The sequence below is a fragment of the Paraburkholderia sp. BR10923 genome, from assembly GCF_040948765.1.
Lineage (GTDB): Bacteria > Pseudomonadota > Gammaproteobacteria > Burkholderiales > Burkholderiaceae > Paraburkholderia > Paraburkholderia youngii.
On sequence record NZ_JBFPKO010000015.1, the window covers coordinates 15982 to 34410 of the forward strand.

Sequence of the window (18429 nt, forward strand, 5' to 3'; positions counted from 1 at the left end):
TTTAAGGAAGCAGGCGATGTTCGGCGAGAAGTTTCGGGATCGGCAAAAGCCGATGGTGCTCGTGCTGGGACTGGGTGAATCCGGTCTCGCGATGGCGCGCTGGTGCGCCAGGCACGGCTGTCGGCTGCGCGTGGCAGATACGCGCGAAGTGCCGCCGAACCTGTCCGCGCTCGAAGCGCATGGTGTCGATGCCGATTTCGTCGGCGGTCCGTTTTCGCCGGTGCTGCTCGAAGGTGTCGAACTGGTCGCGATCAGCCCGGGGCTGTCGCCGCTCTCCGCCGATTTGCTGCCGCTGATCACGGCGGCGCGCGAGCGGGGCATTCCGGTGTGGGGCGAACTCGAACTGTTTTCGCAGGCGCTGCGCACGCTCGGTGAGTCCGGCTACGCGCCGAAGGTGATCGCGATCACCGGTACGAACGGCAAGACCACGACCACGAGCCTGACCGGCCTGCTTTGCGAACGCGCGGGCAAGAAGGTCGCGGTGGCGGGCAACATCAGCCCGTCGCTGCTCGACAAGCTGTCCGAAGCGATCGATCAGACCGCGCTGCCCGACGTGTGGGTGCTCGAACTGTCGAGCTTCCAGCTGGAGACCTCGCATACCTTTACGCCGGACGCGGCGGTCGTGCTGAACATCACGCAGGATCATCTGGACTGGCACGGCGGACTCGATGCGTACGCGGCCGCGAAGGGCCGCATCTTCGGTACACGAACGGTGCGCGTGCTGAATCGCGACGACGCCCGTGTGATGTCGCTTGCGCCCACCAGCGGCGAGGCGGAGGTCATCACGTTCGGCGTGACCGAGCCGAAGAACGACGGTGACTACGGCCTGTTGCGCGACAACGGCATGGTGTGGCTCGTCGAAGCACAAGATCGTGATGCGACCGACGAATCCCCCAAGGGGACTTCCTTCGGGGCGTCCACGCCGAAGCGCCGTCGCAAGAACGAAGCAGCCGCAACGCCCGACATCGCGCTGAAGCGTCTGATGCCCGCCGACGCGCTGCGCATCCGCGGCCTGCACAACGCCGCCAACGCATTAGCCGCGTACGCGCTCGCGCGTGCGATCGGTCTGCCCGGCGCGCCGCTGCTGCACGGCCTGCGCGAATACCGCGGCGAACCGCATCGCGTGGAACTGATCGCGTCGATCGACGGCATCGACTACGTGGACGACAGCAAGGGCACCAACGTCGGCGCGACGGTCGCCGCGCTCGATGGTCTCGCGCAGCGCGTCGTGCTGATCGCGGGCGGCGACGGCAAGGGCCAGGAATTCGAGCCGCTCGCCGCGCCGGTGATGCGTTGGTGCCGCGCGGTGATGCTGATCGGCCGTGACGCGCCGCAGATTCGCGAGGCGCTCGAACATTGCGGCGTCGCGATGACCGATCACGCGACGCTCGAAGAAGCGACGCGCGCGGCCGCCGCCGTCGCGCAGCCCGGCGACGCGGTGCTGTTGTCGCCCGCGTGCGCGAGCTTCGACATGTTCAAGGGATATGCACATCGTGCGGCGGTATTCCGCAGCACGGTCGAAGATATCGCGGCCGAACGGGGGACGATGATATGAGCTGGTCGGAACGTTTCGGCTCGCGCGAAGCCACCGGCGGCAACGGCGCCGCCGCAGGTACGTCTACCCGCACGACCACCCGCACGGGCGGCAGCGGTCTCGCGAGCGCGGTCAACGGCGTGCGGCCGCTGCGCTCGCGCATGCTCGACTACGACCACTCGCTGCTGTGGGTCGTCGTCGCGCTGCTCGGACTCGGCATCGTGATGGTGTACTCGGCGTCGATCGCGATGCCCGATTCGCCGAAGTACGCGTCGTACCGCGACTGGGCGTTCCTCGTGCGCCAGATCGTCTTCGTGCTGATGGGCTCGGCGGTCGGCATCGTATCGTTCCGCATTCCGATTTCGACGTGGGACAAGTACGCGCCGAAGCTCTTCCTGATCTCGCTCGTCGCGCTCGTGATCGTGTTGATCCCGCACGTCGGCAAGGGCGTGAACGGTGCGCGCCGCTGGATTCCGCTCGGCATCACGAACATGCAGCCGTCGGAAATCATGAAGCTCGCGGTGACGATCTACGCGGCGAACTACACGGTACGCAAGCAGGAATACATGCACAGCTTCGCCAAGGGCTTTCTGCCGATGGCTGTCGCGGTCGGCCTGGTCGGCGCGCTGCTGCTGCTCGAGCCGGACATGGGCGCGTTCATGGTGATCGCGGCGATCGCGATGGGCGTGCTGTTCCTCGGCGGCGTGAACGGCAAGCTGTTCGGCGGTCTCGTCGCGACCGCGGTGGGCACGTTCACGTTGCTGGTGTGGGCGTCGCCTTGGCGTCGTGAGCGGATTTTCGCGTACCTCGATCCGTGGGACGATCGCTACGCGCAGGGCAAGGCGTATCAGCTGACGCACTCGCTGATCGCGTTCGGGCGTGGCGAGTGGTTTGGCGTCGGTCTCGGCGGCAGCGTCGAGAAGCTCAACTATCTGCCCGAAGCGCATACCGACTTCATTCTCGCGGTGATCGGCGAGGAACTGGGTTTCGTCGGCGTGCTCGTCGTGATCCTCATGTTCTACTGGATCGTGCGCCGCTCGTTCGAGATCGGCCGCCAGGCGCTTGCGCTCGATCGCACGTTCGCGGGGCTGGTCGCGAAGGGCGTCGGCATCTGGTTCGGTGCGCAGACCTTCATCAACATGGGCGTGAACCTCGGTCTTTTGCCGACCAAAGGCCTCACGTTGCCGCTCGTCAGCTACGGCGGGTCGGGCATCTTGCTGAACTGTGTCGCGATCGCCGTGCTGATGCGAGTGGATTACGAGAATCGTGTGTTGATGCGCGGGGGCAAGGTATGACGGCTCTGCCACAACGCACGCTGATGGTGATGGCCGGCGGCACCGGGGGACACGTGTTCCCGGGGCTCGCGGTCGCGCATCTGATGCAGGCATGGGGCTGGAAAGTCGTATGGCTCGGCAACCCCGCGGGCATGGAAGCGACGCTGGTACCGAGGCACGGCATTCCGATGGAGTACGTGCGCTTCGGCGGCGTGCGCGGCAAAGGTCTGAAGACCAAGCTGATGCTGCCGGTCAACCTGCTGCGCGCGTGCACGCAGAGCCTGAGTGTGCTGCGTCGCGTGAAACCCGACGTCGTGCTCGGCATGGGCGGCTACATCACGTTCCCGGCCGGGCTGATGACCGCGCTGAGCGGGTGCCCGCTCGTGCTGCACGAACAGAATTCGATCGCCGGTCTCGCGAACAAGGTGCTCGCGAAGCTCGCGAAACGCGTTCTGGTCGCGTTTCCGAATGCGCTGCCGCACGGCGAATGGACCGGCAATCCGATTCGTGAGGAACTTGCGCGCGCGAATGCACCCAAAGCACGCTACGCGCAGCGTAACGGTCCGCTGAACGTGCTCGTCGTGGGCGGCAGTCTCGGCGCCGCCGCGTTGAACGAAGTCGTGCCGCGTGCGGTCGCGCTGTTAGCGCCCAATGAAAGACCGCGCATCGTGCATCAGGCGGGTGCGAAGCATATCGACGCGCTGCGCGAGAACTACGCGGCCGCAGGCTTGCAGGCAGGCGCGGACGTGTCGCTCGTGCCGTTCATCGACGACATGACGAGCGCCTATGCGCAGGCCGATCTGGTGATCTGCCGCTCGGGCGCGATGACGGTGTCGGAGATATCGGCGGTCGGCGTCGCGGCGCTGTTCGTGCCGTTCCCGTACGCGGTCGACGATCACCAGACCACTAATGCAGCGTTTCTCGCCGACAACGGCGCGGCGCTGGTCGTGCAACAACGCGACCTGTCGGCGGAAAAGCTCGCCGACTGGTTGCGCAGCCAGACGCGGGAAAGTCTCGCGGAAATGGCGGAGCGTTCGCGCTCGCTCGCGAAACCGGATGCCACCGAACAGGTCGCGCAGATCTGCGCGACGGTGGCAGGTGCGGGTTCGATGGCGGGCGTGAGCCCAGAAGGAAAGCAATGAAACACATCGTCAAACACATTCATTTCGTCGGCATCGGCGGCGTCGGCATGAGCGGCATCGCCGAAGTGCTCGTCAATCTCGGCTATCAGGTGAGCGGCTCGGACCTGTCGGGCAACGCGGTCACCGAGCGCCTCGCCGGGCTCGGCGCGCGCATTTCGATCGGGCACGCGGCGGAGAACATCGAAGGCGCGAACGCGGTGGTGGTGTCTACCGCGGTGCGCAGCGACAACCCGGAAGTGCTGGCCGCGCGTCATCGCCGCATTCCGATCGTGCCGCGCGCGGTGATGCTCGCGGAACTCATGCGACTCAAGCAGGGTATCGCGATCGCCGGCACGCACGGCAAGACCACGACCACGTCGCTGGTCGCGAGCGTGCTCGCCGCGGGCGGGCTCGATCCGACCTTCGTGATCGGCGGCCGGCTGATCAGTGCAGGCGCGAATGCGCGTCTGGGCACCGGCGACTTCATCGTCGCCGAGGCGGACGAATCGGACGCGTCGTTCCTGAACCTGTTCCCGGTGATCGAAGTCATCACGAACATCGACGCCGATCATATGGATACCTATGGTCACGACTTCGCGCGTCTGAAGCAGGCGTTCATCGAATTCACGCACCGTCTGCCGTTCTATGGCATCGCGGTGCTGTGCGTCGACGATCCGAACGTGAAGGAGATCCTGCCGTTCGTGTCGAAGCCGATCATCCGCTACGGTTTCGCTGCCGAGGCGCAGGTACGCGCGGTCAACGTCGAAGCGCGCGAAGGCCGCATGCATTTCACCGTGATGCGCGAAGACGCGGCGCCGCTCGACGTCACGTTGAACCTGCCGGGCGAGCACAACGTGCAGAACGCGTTGGCCGCCATTGCAATTGCGACTGAACTTGAAGTGAAAGATGCCGATATCCAGCGAGCGCTCGCGGATTTCAACGGCGTCGGCCGACGCTTCCAGCGTTACGGCGAAGTGCCGGTCGTCAGCGACGGCCAGGCCGCGGGCTCCTACACGCTGGTGGACGACTACGGTCACCACCCGGTCGAAATGGCCGCCACGGTGGCGGCGGCGCGCGGCGCATTTCCGGGCCGGCGCCTGGTGCTGGCGTTCCAGCCGCACCGCTTCACGCGTACGCGTGATTGCTTCGAGGATTTCGTGAAAGTGCTGTCGACCGTCGACGCGCTCGTGCTGACCGAAGTCTATGCGGCCGGCGAAGCGCCGATCGTCGCCGCGGACGGCCGCGCATTGGCGCGCGCGCTGCGTGTCGCGGGCAAGGTCGAGCCGGTGTTCGTCGATACGGTCGATGAAGTGCCGGACGCGCTCTCTACGGTGGTGCGCGACGGTGATGTGGTGATTACGATGGGCGCGGGTTCGATCGGCGGTGTGCCGGGTCGCCTCGCTCAGGAACTGAAGGTGTGAGATGAGCAGTATTAATCAGGATCAACTCGCCAAACAATTCGGCAAGGTGGCCGTGCTGCTCGGTGGTAATTCCGCCGAGCGCGAAGTGTCGCTCAATTCCGGACGCCTCGTGTTGCAAGGTCTGCGCGACGCCGGCGTCGACGCGCATCCGTTCGATCCGGCCGAGCGTCCGTTGTCGGCATTGAAGGAAGAGGGCTTCGTGCGCGCGTTCAACGCGCTGCATGGCGGCTACGGCGAAAACGGGCAGATCCAGGGCGCGCTCGATTTTTACGGCATCCGCTACACCGGTAGCGGCGTGCTCGGCTCCGCGCTCGGTCTCGACAAGTTCCGCACCAAGCTCGTGTGGCAGCAGCTCGGCATTCCGACGCCGCCGTTCGAAGCGGTGCTGCGCGGTGACGACTACGAAGCGCGCGCGAAAGAAATCGTCGCGAAGCTCGGTCTGCCGCTGTTCGTGAAGCCGGCGAGCGAAGGTTCGAGCGTCGCCGTGATCAAGGTGAAGAGCGCGGACGCGCTGCCGGCCGCGCTGATCGAGGCCGTGAAGTACGACCGTATCGTCGTGGTCGAGAAGAGCATCGAAGGCGGCGGCGAGTACACCGCGTGCATCGCCGGCAATCTGGATCTGCCGGTGATCCGCATCGTGCCGGCCGGCGAGTTCTACGACTATCACGCGAAGTACATCGCCAACGACACACAGTATCTGATTCCGTGCGGTCTGGGCGCCGCAGAGGAAGCGCGCCTGAAAGTGCTCGCACGCCGCGCGTTCGACGTGCTCGGCTGCACCGACTGGGGCCGCGCGGACTTCATGCTCGATGGCGAAGGCAAGCCGTACTTCCTCGAAGTGAACACGGCGCCTGGCATGACCGATCACTCGCTGCCGCCGAAAGCGGCGCGCGCGGTCGGCATCAGCTATCAGGAACTCGTGGTCGGCGTGTTGGCGCTGACGCTGCAGGATTAACCAGGGTAAGCGCAAGCAACACCATGTGGAACAACGTTCGCCAGCTCAATCTCGCCACCAACGCGCTGCACGCGTTGCTGGTGCTCGTGCTGCTGGCGGCGGGCGGTTACTGGATGATCCAGCGCCCGAATTTCGCGCTGCGCGAGATCCAGATCGACGGCGACACCGAGCACATCAATTCGCCGACGGTGCGCGCCGGCGTGGTGGGGCGCCTGAAGGGCAACTACTTCACGGTCGATCTCGACGCCGCGCGGCAGGCGTTCGAACAGATGCCGTGGGTGCGTCACGCGAGCGTGCGGCGCGTGTGGCCGAATGCACTGGCTGTCACGCTCGAGGAGTACAAGCCGCTAGGGACGTGGGGCAGCGATCAGCTGGTGAGCGTGGACGGCGAGCTGTTCACCGCGAACCAGGGCGAGCTCGACGAAGAACTGCCCGCGTTCGACGGCCCGGACGGTACGGCGAAGGAAGTCGTCGCGCGGTATCACGACTTCCAGAAGTGGTTCGCGGCGATCAACGCGACGCCCGAGGAAGTGACGCTGTCGCCGCGCTATGCGTGGACGGTGAAGCTGTCGAACGGCACGCGGGTGGAGCTGGGCCGCGAACGCAATCAGGACACGCTGGCCGATCGCAGCAAACGCCTGACCGCGGCATGGGGCGCGGTGACGCAACGTTGGGGAAAGGATATCGAGAATGCGGACTTGCGCTATCCGAACGGTTTCGCGATTCGTGCCGCTGGCATGCGCTTCATCAGCGAACCCGACAAGGGCAAGAAGTAAACGGACATCACACGCACTGAGCACGCTATGAGTAAAGACTATAAGGATCTGCTGGTCGCCCTCGACATCGGGACGTCGAAGGTAGTGGCCATCGTCGCCGAGTTGAAGGGCGAGGGTCACTACGAGGTGATCGGTCTCGGCCAGAGCGAATCGAAGGGGCTCAAGAAGGGCGTGGTGGTGAATATCGAAGCCACCGTGCAGTCGATTCAGCGCGCGCTCGAGGAAGCCGAGCTGATGGCCGACTGCAAGATCACGAACGTGTTCACCGGGATCGCCGGCAGCCATATCCGCAGCTTCAATTCGAGCGGCATGGTCGCGATCAAGGAGAAGGAAGTCACGCAGGCCGACGTCGCGCGCGTGATCGAAACGGCCAAGGCAATCAACATCCCGACCGATCAGCAGGTGCTGCATATCCTCACGCAGGAATTCATCATCGACGGTCAGGAAGATGTGCGCGAGCCGATCGGCATGAGCGGCATCCGCCTCGAAGTGAAGGTGCATATCGTCACCGGCGCGGTCAGCGCGGCGCAGAACATCGTCAAGTGCGTGCGCCGCTGCGGCCTCGAAGTGAACGACCTGATCCTGCAGCCGCTCGCGTCGTCGCTCGCAGTGCTGACGGAAGACGAAAAGGAACTGGGCGTGGTGCTGGTCGACATCGGCGGCGGCACGACGGACATCGCGATCTTCAGCGAAGGCGCGATCCGCCACACCGCCGTGATTCCGATCGCCGGCGATCAGATCACCAGCGACATCGCGATGGCGCTGCGCACGCCGACGCCGGATGCCGAAGACATCAAGGTCGATTACGGCATCGCCAAGCAGGCGCTCGCCGATCCGGACGAGATGATCGAGGTGCCGGGTCTCGGCGAGCGCGGTCCGCGCACGCTGTCGCGCCAGGCGCTGGCGGCCGTGATCGAGCCGCGCGTCGAAGAACTGTTTTCGCTCGTGCAGCAGGTGGTGCGCGAGTCGGGTTACGAAGAACTGCTGAGCTCAGGCGTCGTATTGACGGGCGGCGCGTCGATGATGATCGGCATGGTCGAGCTCGGTGAGGACATTTTCCTGAAGCCGGTGCGCATTGGCGTGCCGGAGTACGCGGGCGGTCTCGCTGACGTCGTGCGCAATCCGCGCTATTCGACGGCGATGGGCCTGCTCGTCGAAGGGCGCTCGCAGCGGATGCGCGGGCGCAAGGTTGCGGTGCAGTCGGGGTCGATGGGACAGGTGTTCTCGCGCATGAAGGACTGGTTCCTCGGCAACTTCTGAGCAAGGGTTTCGAGAAATTCGCGCTGGTGCCGGCGGCCGGTGCGCGACAGGAGGTTGCCCGATCTCCTGCCGGATAACGCCGAGTGGCAGTAACTTTTTATCTTGACGGAGGCAACATGGAATTCCAGATGCTGGAAACCGAAACGAGCGGCACCATCATCAAGGTCGTCGGAGTCGGTGGCGCTGGCGGCAATGCCGTTCAGCACATGATCAACAAAGGCGTGCAAGGCGTCGACTTCATCGTGATGAACACGGACGCGCAGGCTCTGTCGCGCTCGCGCGCCACCGCGGTGATCCAGCTCGGCAACACGGGGCTGGGCGCAGGAGCCAAGCCGGAAATGGGCCGCGCCGCCGCTGAAGAAGCACGCGAGCGTATCGCCGACGCACTGCGCGGCGCGCACATGGTGTTCATCACCGCCGGCATGGGTGGCGGCACGGGCACGGGCGCGGCACCGGTCGTCGCGCAGATCGCGAAGGAAATGGGTATTCTGACCGTCGGCGTCGTCAGCAAGCCGTTCGAATTCGAAGGCGGCAAGCGCATGCGCGTGGCGGAAGCCGGTTCGCAGCAACTGGAGGATCACGTCGACTCGCTGATCGTCGTGCTGAACGACAAGCTGTTCGAGGTGATGGGCGACGACGCCGAGATGGACAAGTGCTTCCAGTGCGCTGACGACGTTCTGAACAACGCGGTCGCGGGCATTGCGGAAATCATCAACGTCGACGGTCTTGTGAACGTCGACTTCGAAGACGTGAAGACCGTGATGGGCGAGCAGGGCAAGGCGATGATGGGCACGGCGACGGTCGCCGGTGTCGATCGCGCGCGTCTCGCGGCCGAGCAGGCCGTCGCGAGCCCGCTGCTGGAAGGTGTCGATCTGTCGGGCGCGCGTGGCGTGCTGGTCAACATCACGTCGAGCCGTTCGCTGCGTCTGTCGGAAACGCGCGAAGTGATGAACACGATCAAGAGCTATGCCGCGGAAGATGCCACGGTGATCTTCGGCGCCGTGTACGACGATGCGATGGGCGACGCGCTGCGCGTGACGGTCGTGGCAACGGGTCTCGGCCGTGCGGCGAAGAAGCAGCAATCGGCACCGATGACGCTGCTGCGCACCGGCACCGACAACCAGCCGGTCGGCGCGATGGCGCACGCAGCGTACGCACCGGCGGCAGGCCATGCCAGCACGGCCGACTACGGCGCGCTCGACACGCCGGCGGTGTGGCGCACGTCGCGCGATACGGCGGCCTCGCACGTGCAGGCGCTGCAGGAAAAGGGCGTCGATACGTACGACATTCCGGCATTCCTGCGCAAGCAGGCGGACTGAGCGCGCGGGCAGGCTTCGTTGCCGCGCTGCGAGTCGCATCGCAGGTGCAGCGCTGGCGGACGAATGCACGAGCGTGGCGGGTGAACGGCAAGCAGGTCGCGTATCGTCTGGTTCGCGGCGGGGGCAACTGCCCTCTGCGGATTCGCGAAGCGGACGGAGTGACTGTCGCCGCACGGTCTGGCTTATAGTTGAAAGGGCCGAACCGATATTCACTGCGACACGATGACGTGCGAGCGTGCTTCGCATCGATGCAAAGGACTGAGCATGATCAAGGAAGGTGAAAAGCTGCCCGACGCGACGCTCTTCGAGTATGTCGAAGACGACCGGGCGGGCTGCACGATCGGACCGAACAGTTTCGACGTGCGCGAGCAGACGGCGGGCAAACGCGTGGTGATCTTCGGATTGCCCGGCGCGTTCACGCCGACCTGTTCGGCCAAACATGTACCGGGCTATGTCGAGCATGCCGTGCAGTTGCGCGCTGCCGGCATCGACGAAATCTGGTGCGTGTCCGTCAACGACGCGTTCGTGATGGGCGCGTGGGGACGCGATCAGCACACCTCGGGCAAGGTGCGCATGATGGCGGACGGTAGTGCGGCTTTTACACGGGCGCTTGGTCTGGAGCAGGATCTGTCGGCGCGCGGCATGGGGATTCGTTCCCTGCGCTACGCGATGGTGGTCGACGACGGCGTGGTCAAGACGCTGAACGTCGAGGCTGCCGGCAAATTCGAAGTCAGCGATGCCGCCAGTATTCTCGCCACGTTGAGCTAGTTGCTGACGTCGCACCTTCGCCGCGTCCCGCGTGTGTCGCGTGGCGCGACGGCAACGGTGATTACGACGCTTTTGTGACAGGCCGTTACGCGGGCCGATGACCGGAAACGCCTCCGTTCCGGGGCATCGGCCCGTCACGCTTTCCGTCGCTAAGCCCAATGGGTAATGCAGCGAAACAGATTGTCACGTTCCCCGCAAAGACGCTGGTCAGGGGATTGGAGTATAATTGCGGCTATGGAATAAAAAATCCTGATTAGGATTTCCAATCGAACAGAAGACCACCATGTTGAAGCAGCGCACAATCAAATCGATCGTCAAGACTGTCGGCATCGGGTTGCACTCCGGCCGTAAAGTCAATCTGACGCTCCGTCCGGCGGGGCCGGACACTGGCATCGTGTTTTCGCGCGTGGATTTGCCCACGCCGGTTGACATTCCTGCGTCGGCGATGGCGATTGGCGATACGCGTCTGGCTTCCGTGTTGCAGAAAGACGGCGCGCGCGTGTCGACCATCGAGCATCTGATGTCCGCCTGCGCCGGTCTTGGCATCGACAACCTTTACGTCGACGTCACCGCCGAAGAAATCCCGATCATGGACGGCAGCGCGGGTTCGTTCGTGTTCCTGATCCAGTCGGCGGGTATCGAAGAGCAGAACGCGCCGAAGAAATTCATCAAGGTCACGAAGCCGGTCGAAATCCGCGACGGCGACAAGTTCGCGCGCCTCGATCCGTATTTCGGCTTCAAGCTCAAGTTCACGATCGACTTCCGTCACCCCGCCGTCGACAAAACCGGTCAGGCGCTGGAAGTGGATTTCGCCAACACGTCGTACGTGCGCGAAATTGCGCGCGCCCGCACGTTCGGCTTCGCGCATGAAGTGGAAATGATGCGTGAGCTCGGCCTCGCGCGCGGCGGCAGCATGGACAACGCGATCGTGCTCGACGAGTACCGCATCCTGAACAACGACGGTCTGCGTTACGACGACGAGTTCGTCAAGCACAAGATGCTCGACGCAATCGGCGACCTGTACGTGGTCGGTCACCCGCTGCTCGCGTCGTACACCGCGTACAAGTCGGGCCACGGCCTGAACAACGCGCTGCTACGCGAGCTACTCGCGCACGAAGACTCGTACGAAATCGTCACCTTCGAAGACACGCAGAAAGCCCCGCGCGGCTTCGCGTACGAAACGCAGACGGCGTTCGCATAAAGCCAGCGTGACAGGCAGGCAAATGAAAAACGGCCCCTCGGGGCCGTTTTTTTCGTTCAGCGTTCAGCGATTGCGCCGATGCCGCGCGGCCATGCGCGCAAGCGCTTCCTGCAACGGCGACGGCTCGAGCGATTCGCTCAACGCCTGCAGCGCGGCGGCGCCGGCCGGCGTCATGCGCGCCTGTTTGACGGGCGGCGGTTCTTTCAGCGGCTGCGGCCGCACGCGAATTTTCAGCGACTGCACGGGCCAGCCGCGCTGCTGCAAATCCACCAGCAGCCGCGGCTCCAGATGCCGCAGACGCGCCGCAAGCGCGTTGTGCGCGGCGAATAGGGCCAGCACGCCCTCCTTGATGAAGCCGGGCTCGACACTCGTCGCCAGATAATCGGGCAAAAGCTCGCGCAGGTCCTTCTCGAGCGCGGCGATCTGTTCGACGCCCGCGCGCAGCGCCGCGAACGCGTCCGTGCGGCCGAGAACCTCGGCGAGCGGTTGCGGGCGGCGCAGATCGAACTGCTTCGGCGGCCTTGAAAAGGACGAAAAACGGCTCATGTTTGGCATTGACACGTGAGCTCGCCCCATGCGCGCTCACGCCGCGATTGTACCGCGCGGGCAGCTTGCGATGCCGGTCAGCGCCGCGCCGAAGGTTGCCCGACAGGGCCGGCCAGAGCCGGCGCCGTCACGGCTACGACACGAGCGCAGCCGGAGGCGCGTGCTAAAATGCCCGATTCGAATTCACTCTTGGACTAAGCCGCCGAGGACTTTCCGACCCAGGCGCGGTATGCATGTAGCGCACACCGCGAGCCAGCCGAAGCCGCGACGCAGACACCGATCCGATGACCACCGGTTTTCTACAGAAGATTTTTGGCAGCCGTAATCAGCGGCTTGTCAAGCAATATCAAAAGACCGTCGCGGCGATCAATGCGCTCGAGCCGCAGATCGAGGAATTGACGGATGACCAACTGCGCGCCAAAACGGGTGAGTTCCGCCAGCGCGTCGCGAGCGGCGAATCGCTCGACAAGATCCTGCCGGAGGCGTTCGCGGTCTGCCGCGAGGCCAGCAAGCGGGTGCTGAAGATGCGCCACTTCGACGTGCAGCTGATCGGCGGTATGGCGCTGCACTACGGCAAGATCAGCGAAATGCGCACCGGCGAAGGCAAGACGCTCGTCGCGACGCTGCCGGTCTACCTGAACGCGCTGTCGGGGCGCGGCGTGCACGTGGTCACGGTCAACGACTACCTCGCGCAGCGCGACGCCGAATGGATGGCGCGTCTCTATAACTTCCTCGGTCTGTCGGTCGGTATCAACCTGTCGCAGATGGAGCACGCGGCGAAGCAGCAAGCGTACGCCGCCGACATCACCTACGGCACCAACAACGAATTCGGCTTCGACTATCTGCGCGACAACATGGTCTACGAGACCGACGCGCGCGTGCAGCGTAGCCTGAACTTCGCGGTCGTCGACGAGGTGGACTCGATCCTGATCGACGAAGCGCGTACGCCGCTGATCATCTCCGGCCAGGCCGAAGATCACACCGAACTCTACGTGCGCATGAACGCGCTGCCGCCGCTGCTCGAGCGCCAGATCGGCGAAGAGAAGGCGGACGGCACCGGCGTCGAGAAGCCGGGCGACTACACGCTGGACGAAAAAGGCCGTCAGGTGTTCCTGACCGAGTCTGGCCACGAAAAGGCGGAGCGGCTGCTCTCCGAGTGGGGCCTGATCGGCGAGGGCGAAAGCCTGTACGCGCCGCAGAACATCACGCTGATGCATCACGTGTACGCGGCGCTGCGCGCGCACACGCTGTTCTTCAAGGATCAGCACTACGTCGTGCAGAACGGCGAAGTGATCATCGTCGACGAATTCACCGGCCGTCTGATGGCCGGCCGCCGCTGGTCGGACGGTCTGCACCAGGCGGTCGAGGCGAAGGAGCACGTGAAGATCCAGAGCGAGAATCAGACGCTCGCGTCGATCACGTTCCAGAACTACTTCCGCATGTACGCGAAGCTGGCCGGCATGACCGGCACGGCCGACACCGAAGCGTACGAATTCAACGAGATCTACGGTCTCGAAACGGTCGTGATCCCGACCAACCGTCCGCCCAAGCGGATCGACAAGCAGGATCAGATCTACAAGACCGCGAAGGAACGCTACGACGCGGTGATCCGCGACATCCGCGAGTGCTACGAGCGCGGGCAGCCGGTGCTGGTCGGCACGACGTCGATCGAGAACTCGGAGCTGCTGTCGCATCTGCTGAAGCAGGCCGGCTTGCCGCACGAAGTGCTGAACGCGAAGCAGCACGCGCGCGAAGCGGCGATCGTCGCCGAAGCGGGCCGTCCGCAACGCATCACGATCGCAACCAACATGGCCGGCCGTGGCACGGACATCGTGCTCGGCGGCAACGCGGAGAAGCAGGCGTCGTTCATCGAGCAGGACGAAACGCTCTCCGACGACGAAAAGCAACGCCGCATCCAGAAGCTGCATGACGAATGGCAGACGCTGCACGATCAGGTGAAGGCCGCGGGCGGTCTGCACATCATCGGCACCGAGCGTCATGAGTCGCGCCGGATCGACAACCAACTGCGCGGCCGTGCTGGCCGTCAGGGTGACCCGGGTTCGTCGCGCTTCTATCTGTCGCTGGAAGATCCGCTGCTGCGCATTTTCGCGGGCGACCGCGTGCGCGCGATCATGGACCGCCTGAAGATGCCGGAAGGCGAGGCGATCGAAGCAGGCATCGTCTCGCGTTCGATCGAATCGGCGCAACGCAAGGTCGAGGCGCGCAACTTCGATATTCGTAAGCAATTGCTCGAATACGACGACGTGTCGAACGACCAGCGCAAGGTGATCTACCAGCAGCGCAACGAATTGCTCGAAGCGAACGACATCACCGAGACCATCACCGCGATGCGTCACGGCGTGATCGGCGACATCGTGCATCAGTTCGTGCCGGTGGGCAGCATCGAAGAACAGTGGGACGTGCCCGAGCTCGAAGAAGTGCTGCGCAACGAATGGCAGCTCGATCTCGCGATCCAGGAAATGATCAACGAGTCGAACTCGATCAGCCCGGACGAGATTCTCGAAGCGGTTGAAGCCGCCGCGGACGAGGGGTACGAGGCGAAGGTCCAGCTGGTGGGCCGCGAATCGTTCAGCGCGTTCGAGCGCTCGATCATGCTGCAGACGCTCGACCGCGCGTGGCGCGAGCATCTGGCCGCGCTCGACCATCTGCGTCAGGGCATCCATCTGCGCGGCTATGCGCAGAAGAACCCGAAGCAGGAATACAAGCGCGAGGCGTTCGAACTGTTCGCCGCGATGCTCGACGCGGTGAAGCTCGAAGTTACGCGCATCGTGATGAACGTGCAGATCCAGTCGCCGGAGCAGCTCGAAGCGGCCGCGGAGCAAATGGAAGAGCAGGGCGGTCATCTGGAGAATGTCGAGTTCCGTCATGCGGAGTTCGCGGAAGCCGGCGCCGCCGCGCCGGTTGCAGCCGAAGCGGCCACCGCCGCGATGATCGGCGACGCGATGAGCCATGGCCACGGCGCAGCGCCGCAGGCGGCCGTGCATATGCATACCGATAACGTGCCGAAGGTCGGCCGCAACGACCCGTGCCCGTGCGGTAGCGGCAAGAAGTACAAGCAGTGCCACGGCAAGATCGCATAATTGCCGACGCGGCGCGCTTCAGGGCGCGCCGCGTCGTTTTTGAGTGCCGCTTGGCCATTTTGATTTCGCGGGTGACCCGGCAACACGCCCGGGTCATCAGTTCCGTTTCCCCGATGCCGGCGTCCGCCGGCATTTTCTTCGACAGGTCGCGACCATGGCTGTCAACTTTCCCTCGATCGATCCCGCTCAACTCCACCCCGTCGCCGGCGTCACGCTAGGCTGGGCGGAAGCGCATATCCGCAAGCCGAACCGCAAGGACGTGCTCGTCATTTCCGTCGACGAAGGCGCGACGGTCGGCGGCGTGTTCACGCAGAACCGCTTCTGCGCGGCGCCCGTCACGGTCTGCCGGGAGAACCTGCAGCGCGTGCGCGCGGGCGGCAAGCCGATTCGCGCGCTGGTGATCAACACCGGCAACGCGAACGCGGGCACCGGTGAGCAGGGCCTCGCGGCGACGCGCGAAACCTGCGCGGAACTCGCGCGTCTCGCCGACATCGCGCCCGAGCAGGTGCTGCCGTTCTCGACGGGCGTGATTCTCGAACCGCTGCCGGTCGATCGTCTGAAGGCCGGTTTGCCGGCCGCGCTCGCGAACCGCAAGGAAGCGAACTGGTACGACGCGGCCCAGTCGATCATGACGACCGACACGCTGCCGAAGGCGAGCTCGCGCCAGGTCACGATCGACGGCCACACGGTCACACTGACCGGCATCAGCAAGGGCGCCGGCATGATCAAGCCGAATATGGCGACCATGCTCGGCTTCCTCGCGTTCGACGCGGCCGTCGTGCAGCCCGTGCTCGACGAGCTCGTGAAGCACGTCGCGGACCGCTCGTTCAACTGCATTACGATCGATGGCGATACGTCGACCAACGATTCGTTCATCCTGATCGCATCGGGCAAATCGAGCCTGCCCGCGATCACGTCCACCGATTCGCCCGCTTATGCAGCGCTGCGCGACGCGGTGACCGAGGTCGCGCAGAGCCTCGCGCAGCTGATCGTGCGCGATGGTGAAGGCGCGACCAAGTTCATGACCGTGCATGTCGAGGGCGGCTCGAGCGTCGGCGAATGCCGCCTGATCGCCTACGCGATCGGCCACTCGCCGCTCGTCAAGACGGCCTTCTACGCATCGGACCCCAACCTCGGCCGCATTCTCGCGGCCATCGGCTATGCCGGCGTGGATGATCTCGACGTCGGCAAGATCGATCTGTATCTAGACGACGTGCTGGTCGCGACTGCCGGCGGCCGCAACCCGGCCTACCGCGAAGAAGACGGCCAGCGCGTGATGAAAAAGAGCGAGATCGGGATTCGCGTCGTGCTCGGCCGCGGCAATGCGCAAGCCACGATCTGGACCTGCGACCTGTCGCACGACTACGTGAGCATCAACGCCGACTACCGCTCGTAATCAGGTTCAAAGCGCGGCCGCTGGCCGCCCACTTACCATGGACAAACTCGAACAGTTTCTGACCCGGGCCGAAGCCGTGCTCGGCCGCCTGGAAGCGATGCTTCCGCCCGCCGCGCCGGACATCGACTGGTCGGCCGCGGTCGCTTTTCGCTGGCGCAAGCGCCAGGGGCGCGGCTACCTGCAGCCGGTGCCCGCCATTTCGTCGATCACGCTCGACGACCTGCAGAACATCGATCGCCAGAAAGGGCTGATCGAACAGAACACGCGCCAGTTCGTGCGCAGCCAGCCGGCCAACAACGTGCTGCTGACGGGCGCGCGGGGCACCGGCAAGTCGTCGCTGATCAAGGCGTGTCTGAACGCGTACGCGAAAGACGGCCTGCGTCTGATCGAAGTGGACAAGGACGATCTGCACGACCTCGGCGACATCGTCGATCTGATCGCGAAGCGCCCGGAGCGCTTCATCGTGTTCTGCGACGACCTGTCGTTCGAAGAAGGCGAGTCGGGCTACAAGGCGCTGAAGGTCGCGCTCGACGGCTCGGTCGCCGCGCAGTCCGACAACGTGTTGATCTACGCGACGTCGAACCGCCGCCATCTGCTGCCCGAGTACATGAGCGACAACGAGACTTACAAGCACACGTCGGACGGCGAGATTCATCCGGGTGAACTGGTCGAAGAGAAGATTTCGCTGTCGGAGCGTTTCGGGCTGTGGGTCAGCTTCTATCCGTTCAAGCAGGACGACTATCTGACGATCATCGCGCACTGGCTGCGTCATTTCGGTTGCGACGACGCCGAGATCGAATCGGCGCGCGGCGATGCGCTCGTGTGGGCGCTCGAACGCGGTTCGCGCTCGGGGCGGGTCGCGTGGCAGTTTGCGCGCGACTGGTCCGGCCGTAAGACGCCGGCATGAGTGACGCTAGCAAAAACGCGGGCAATAGTGCCGGCACCAACGGCGCCGGCCGTCCCGTCACCGAAGTCGCGGTCGGCGTGCTGGTGCAGCCGGATGGCCGCTATCTGCTCGCGCAGCGTCCGGCGGGCAAGCCGTACGAGGGCTACTGGGAGTTTCCGGGGGGCAAGCTGGAAGCGGGCGAATCGATCGAGGCCGCGCTTGCGCGCGAGCTGCACGAGGAGCTGGGAATCGAGGTCGAGGCGAGCCATCTGTGGCATACGCTCGAACACGATTATCCGCACGCCTATGTGCGCCTCTTCTTCTGCAAGGTGACGCAATGGTCGGGCGAGCCGCACGGGCGTGAAGGCCAGGCCTTCGTGTGGCAGAGCTTGCCTGCGGACGTCTCGCCATTGCTGCCGGCCACAATCCCGGTGCTGGAGTGGCTCGCGGCCGAGAACAGGTGATTGGTTGAAACAGAGCGACTGAAAAAGCCACGCGATAGCGGGCGCTGTCTCGGCAGCGTCGCGGTTCGCGTGGCTTTTACTGGCTCGCTCAGTGCGGGTTGTAGTCGCCGCGCGGCGTTTCCTCTTCGGACGAAGACCCTTCCTGTTCGTTGCCGCCAATCCGGTATTTTTCGGCGGCCCATGCGCCGAGATCGATCTGCTTGCAGCGCTCGGAGCAGAAAGGACGGAAGCGGCTCTCGGAGGTCCAGCGGACATCTTTACCGCAAGTAGGACATTTGACGACGGTAGGCATACGGTCGGACGGTCAATCGCAAACGGAACAAGTAACGAATATAGGGCTATTTCGCGCCGCTTCAAAGGCGCGTTCGGTCAAATCCGGTGTGCGCTGCTCGGTGCGCGGCGATTGT

16 protein-coding genes are annotated in these 18429 nt (G+C 64.6%); 14 read left to right on the forward strand and 2 right to left on the reverse strand.

From position 1 onward, the window contains the following. The first annotated feature begins 16 nt into the window (after positions 1–16). The 10 genes from murD (at position 17) to lpxC (ending at position 11629) form a co-directional block, all read left to right on the forward strand. Positions 17–1555 (forward strand): UDP-N-acetylmuramoyl-L-alanine--D-glutamate ligase, encoded by a 1539-nt coding sequence (gene murD / locus AB3X94_RS25035; RefSeq protein ID WP_176104981.1) that lies wholly within the window; start codon positions 17–19, stop codon positions 1553–1555. Then, positions 1552–2829 carry a putative lipid II flippase FtsW gene (ftsW, locus tag AB3X94_RS25040; protein ID WP_176104982.1) on the forward strand — a complete coding sequence of 426 codons (1278 nt, stop codon included), beginning with the start codon at positions 1552–1554 and terminating at the stop codon, positions 2827–2829. Before murD ends, ftsW begins: the two co-directional genes overlap by 4 nt. Next, positions 2826–3950, forward strand: coding sequence for an undecaprenyldiphospho-muramoylpentapeptide beta-N-acetylglucosaminyltransferase (gene murG / locus AB3X94_RS25045; RefSeq protein ID WP_368613039.1), 1125 nt, complete (start codon positions 2826–2828; stop codon positions 3948–3950). Before ftsW ends, murG begins: the two co-directional genes overlap by 4 nt. Continuing rightward, complete coding sequence (murC, locus tag AB3X94_RS25050; protein WP_018437615.1) at positions 3947–5350, forward strand: UDP-N-acetylmuramate--L-alanine ligase; 1404 nt, start codon at positions 3947–3949, stop codon at positions 5348–5350. The genes murG and murC overlap by 4 nt, the downstream gene beginning before the upstream one ends. Position 5351: 1 nt before the next feature. Next, positions 5352–6305 carry a D-alanine--D-alanine ligase gene (locus AB3X94_RS25055; RefSeq protein WP_176104985.1) on the forward strand — a complete coding sequence of 318 codons (954 nt, stop codon included), beginning with the start codon at positions 5352–5354 and terminating at the stop codon, positions 6303–6305. Positions 6306–6328: 23 nt separating this feature from the next. Next, positions 6329–7081 carry a cell division protein FtsQ/DivIB gene (locus AB3X94_RS25060; RefSeq protein WP_368613040.1) on the forward strand — a complete coding sequence of 251 codons (753 nt, stop codon included), beginning with the start codon at positions 6329–6331 and terminating at the stop codon, positions 7079–7081. A gap of 27 nt (positions 7082–7108) precedes the next feature. Continuing rightward, positions 7109–8341: a cell division protein FtsA gene (gene ftsA / locus AB3X94_RS25065; protein ID WP_008921172.1), complete on the forward strand. Its 1233-nt coding sequence runs from the start codon at positions 7109–7111 to the stop codon at positions 8339–8341. Between the two features lie 116 nt (positions 8342–8457). Next, complete coding sequence (gene ftsZ / locus AB3X94_RS25070) at positions 8458–9660, forward strand: cell division protein FtsZ (protein ID WP_013090606.1); 1203 nt, start codon at positions 8458–8460, stop codon at positions 9658–9660. A gap of 264 nt (positions 9661–9924) precedes the next feature. Next, complete coding sequence (locus AB3X94_RS25075) at positions 9925–10428, forward strand: peroxiredoxin (RefSeq protein ID WP_176104987.1); 504 nt, start codon at positions 9925–9927, stop codon at positions 10426–10428. A 283-nt stretch (positions 10429–10711) separates the two neighbouring features. Further along, positions 10712–11629, forward strand: a complete 918-nt coding sequence (gene lpxC / locus AB3X94_RS25080; RefSeq protein ID WP_176104988.1) for a UDP-3-O-acyl-N-acetylglucosamine deacetylase — start codon at positions 10712–10714, stop codon at positions 11627–11629. A 63-nt stretch (positions 11630–11692) separates the two neighbouring features. Here lpxC and AB3X94_RS25085 read toward each other — a convergent pair whose 3' ends face one another. Further along, a complete protein-coding gene (locus AB3X94_RS25085; RefSeq protein ID WP_176104989.1) occupies positions 11693–12175 on the reverse strand; it encodes a DciA family protein in 483 nt (160 codons plus the stop codon). Between the two features lie 284 nt (positions 12176–12459). On the opposite strand from AB3X94_RS25085, the gene secA reads away from it, so the two are divergent. The 4 genes from secA (at position 12460) to AB3X94_RS25105 (ending at position 18022) form a co-directional block, all read left to right on the forward strand. Then, positions 12460–15276, forward strand: a complete 2817-nt coding sequence (secA, locus tag AB3X94_RS25090; protein WP_368613041.1) for a preprotein translocase subunit SecA — start codon at positions 12460–12462, stop codon at positions 15274–15276. Positions 15277–15430: 154 nt separating this feature from the next. Continuing rightward, entirely contained in the window at positions 15431–16672 is a 1242-nt protein-coding gene (gene argJ / locus AB3X94_RS25095; RefSeq protein ID WP_368613042.1) for a bifunctional glutamate N-acetyltransferase/amino-acid acetyltransferase ArgJ, read from the forward strand. Between the two features lie 37 nt (positions 16673–16709). Then, positions 16710–17579, forward strand: a complete 870-nt coding sequence (locus tag AB3X94_RS25100) for an ATP-binding protein (RefSeq protein ID WP_368613043.1) — start codon at positions 16710–16712, stop codon at positions 17577–17579. Next, positions 17576–18022, forward strand: a complete 447-nt coding sequence (locus tag AB3X94_RS25105) for an NUDIX domain-containing protein (RefSeq protein WP_176380944.1) — start codon at positions 17576–17578, stop codon at positions 18020–18022. Before AB3X94_RS25100 ends, AB3X94_RS25105 begins: the two co-directional genes overlap by 4 nt. A gap of 88 nt (positions 18023–18110) precedes the next feature. On the opposite strand, the gene yacG is transcribed toward AB3X94_RS25105, so the two are convergent. Next, entirely contained in the window at positions 18111–18314 is a 204-nt protein-coding gene (yacG, locus tag AB3X94_RS25110; protein WP_090801947.1) for a DNA gyrase inhibitor YacG, read from the reverse strand. Between the last annotated feature and the right edge of the window lie 115 nt (positions 18315–18429).

Bases quoted from the DNA above. Each gene is read 5' to 3' on its own strand.
- murD (WP_176104981.1), top strand. From the start codon at position 17: ATGTTCGGCGAGAAGTTTCGGGATCGGCAAAAGCCGATGGTGCTCGTG.
- ftsW (WP_176104982.1), top strand. From the start codon at position 1,552: ATGAGCTGGTCGGAACGTTTCGGCTCGCGCGAAGCCACCGGCGGCAAC.
- murG (WP_368613039.1), top strand. From the start codon at position 2,826: ATGACGGCTCTGCCACAACGCACGCTGATGGTGATGGCCGGCGGCACC.
- murC (WP_018437615.1), top strand. From the start codon at position 3,947: ATGAAACACATCGTCAAACACATTCATTTCGTCGGCATCGGCGGCGTC.
- AB3X94_RS25055 (WP_176104985.1), top strand. From the start codon at position 5,352: ATGAGCAGTATTAATCAGGATCAACTCGCCAAACAATTCGGCAAGGTG.
- AB3X94_RS25060 (WP_368613040.1), top strand. From the start codon at position 6,329: ATGTGGAACAACGTTCGCCAGCTCAATCTCGCCACCAACGCGCTGCAC.
- ftsA (WP_008921172.1), top strand. From the start codon at position 7,109: ATGAGTAAAGACTATAAGGATCTGCTGGTCGCCCTCGACATCGGGACG.
- ftsZ (WP_013090606.1), top strand. From the start codon at position 8,458: ATGGAATTCCAGATGCTGGAAACCGAAACGAGCGGCACCATCATCAAG.
- AB3X94_RS25075 (WP_176104987.1), top strand. From the start codon at position 9,925: ATGATCAAGGAAGGTGAAAAGCTGCCCGACGCGACGCTCTTCGAGTAT.
- lpxC (WP_176104988.1), top strand. From the start codon at position 10,712: ATGTTGAAGCAGCGCACAATCAAATCGATCGTCAAGACTGTCGGCATC.
- AB3X94_RS25085 (WP_176104989.1), bottom strand. From the start codon at position 12,175: ATGAGCCGTTTTTCGTCCTTTTCAAGGCCGCCGAAGCAGTTCGATCTG.
- secA (WP_368613041.1), top strand. From the start codon at position 12,460: ATGACCACCGGTTTTCTACAGAAGATTTTTGGCAGCCGTAATCAGCGG.
- argJ (WP_368613042.1), top strand. From the start codon at position 15,431: ATGGCTGTCAACTTTCCCTCGATCGATCCCGCTCAACTCCACCCCGTC.
- AB3X94_RS25100 (WP_368613043.1), top strand. From the start codon at position 16,710: ATGGACAAACTCGAACAGTTTCTGACCCGGGCCGAAGCCGTGCTCGGC.
- AB3X94_RS25105 (WP_176380944.1), top strand. From the start codon at position 17,576: ATGAGTGACGCTAGCAAAAACGCGGGCAATAGTGCCGGCACCAACGGC.
- yacG (WP_090801947.1), bottom strand. From the start codon at position 18,314: ATGCCTACCGTCGTCAAATGTCCTACTTGCGGTAAAGATGTCCGCTGG.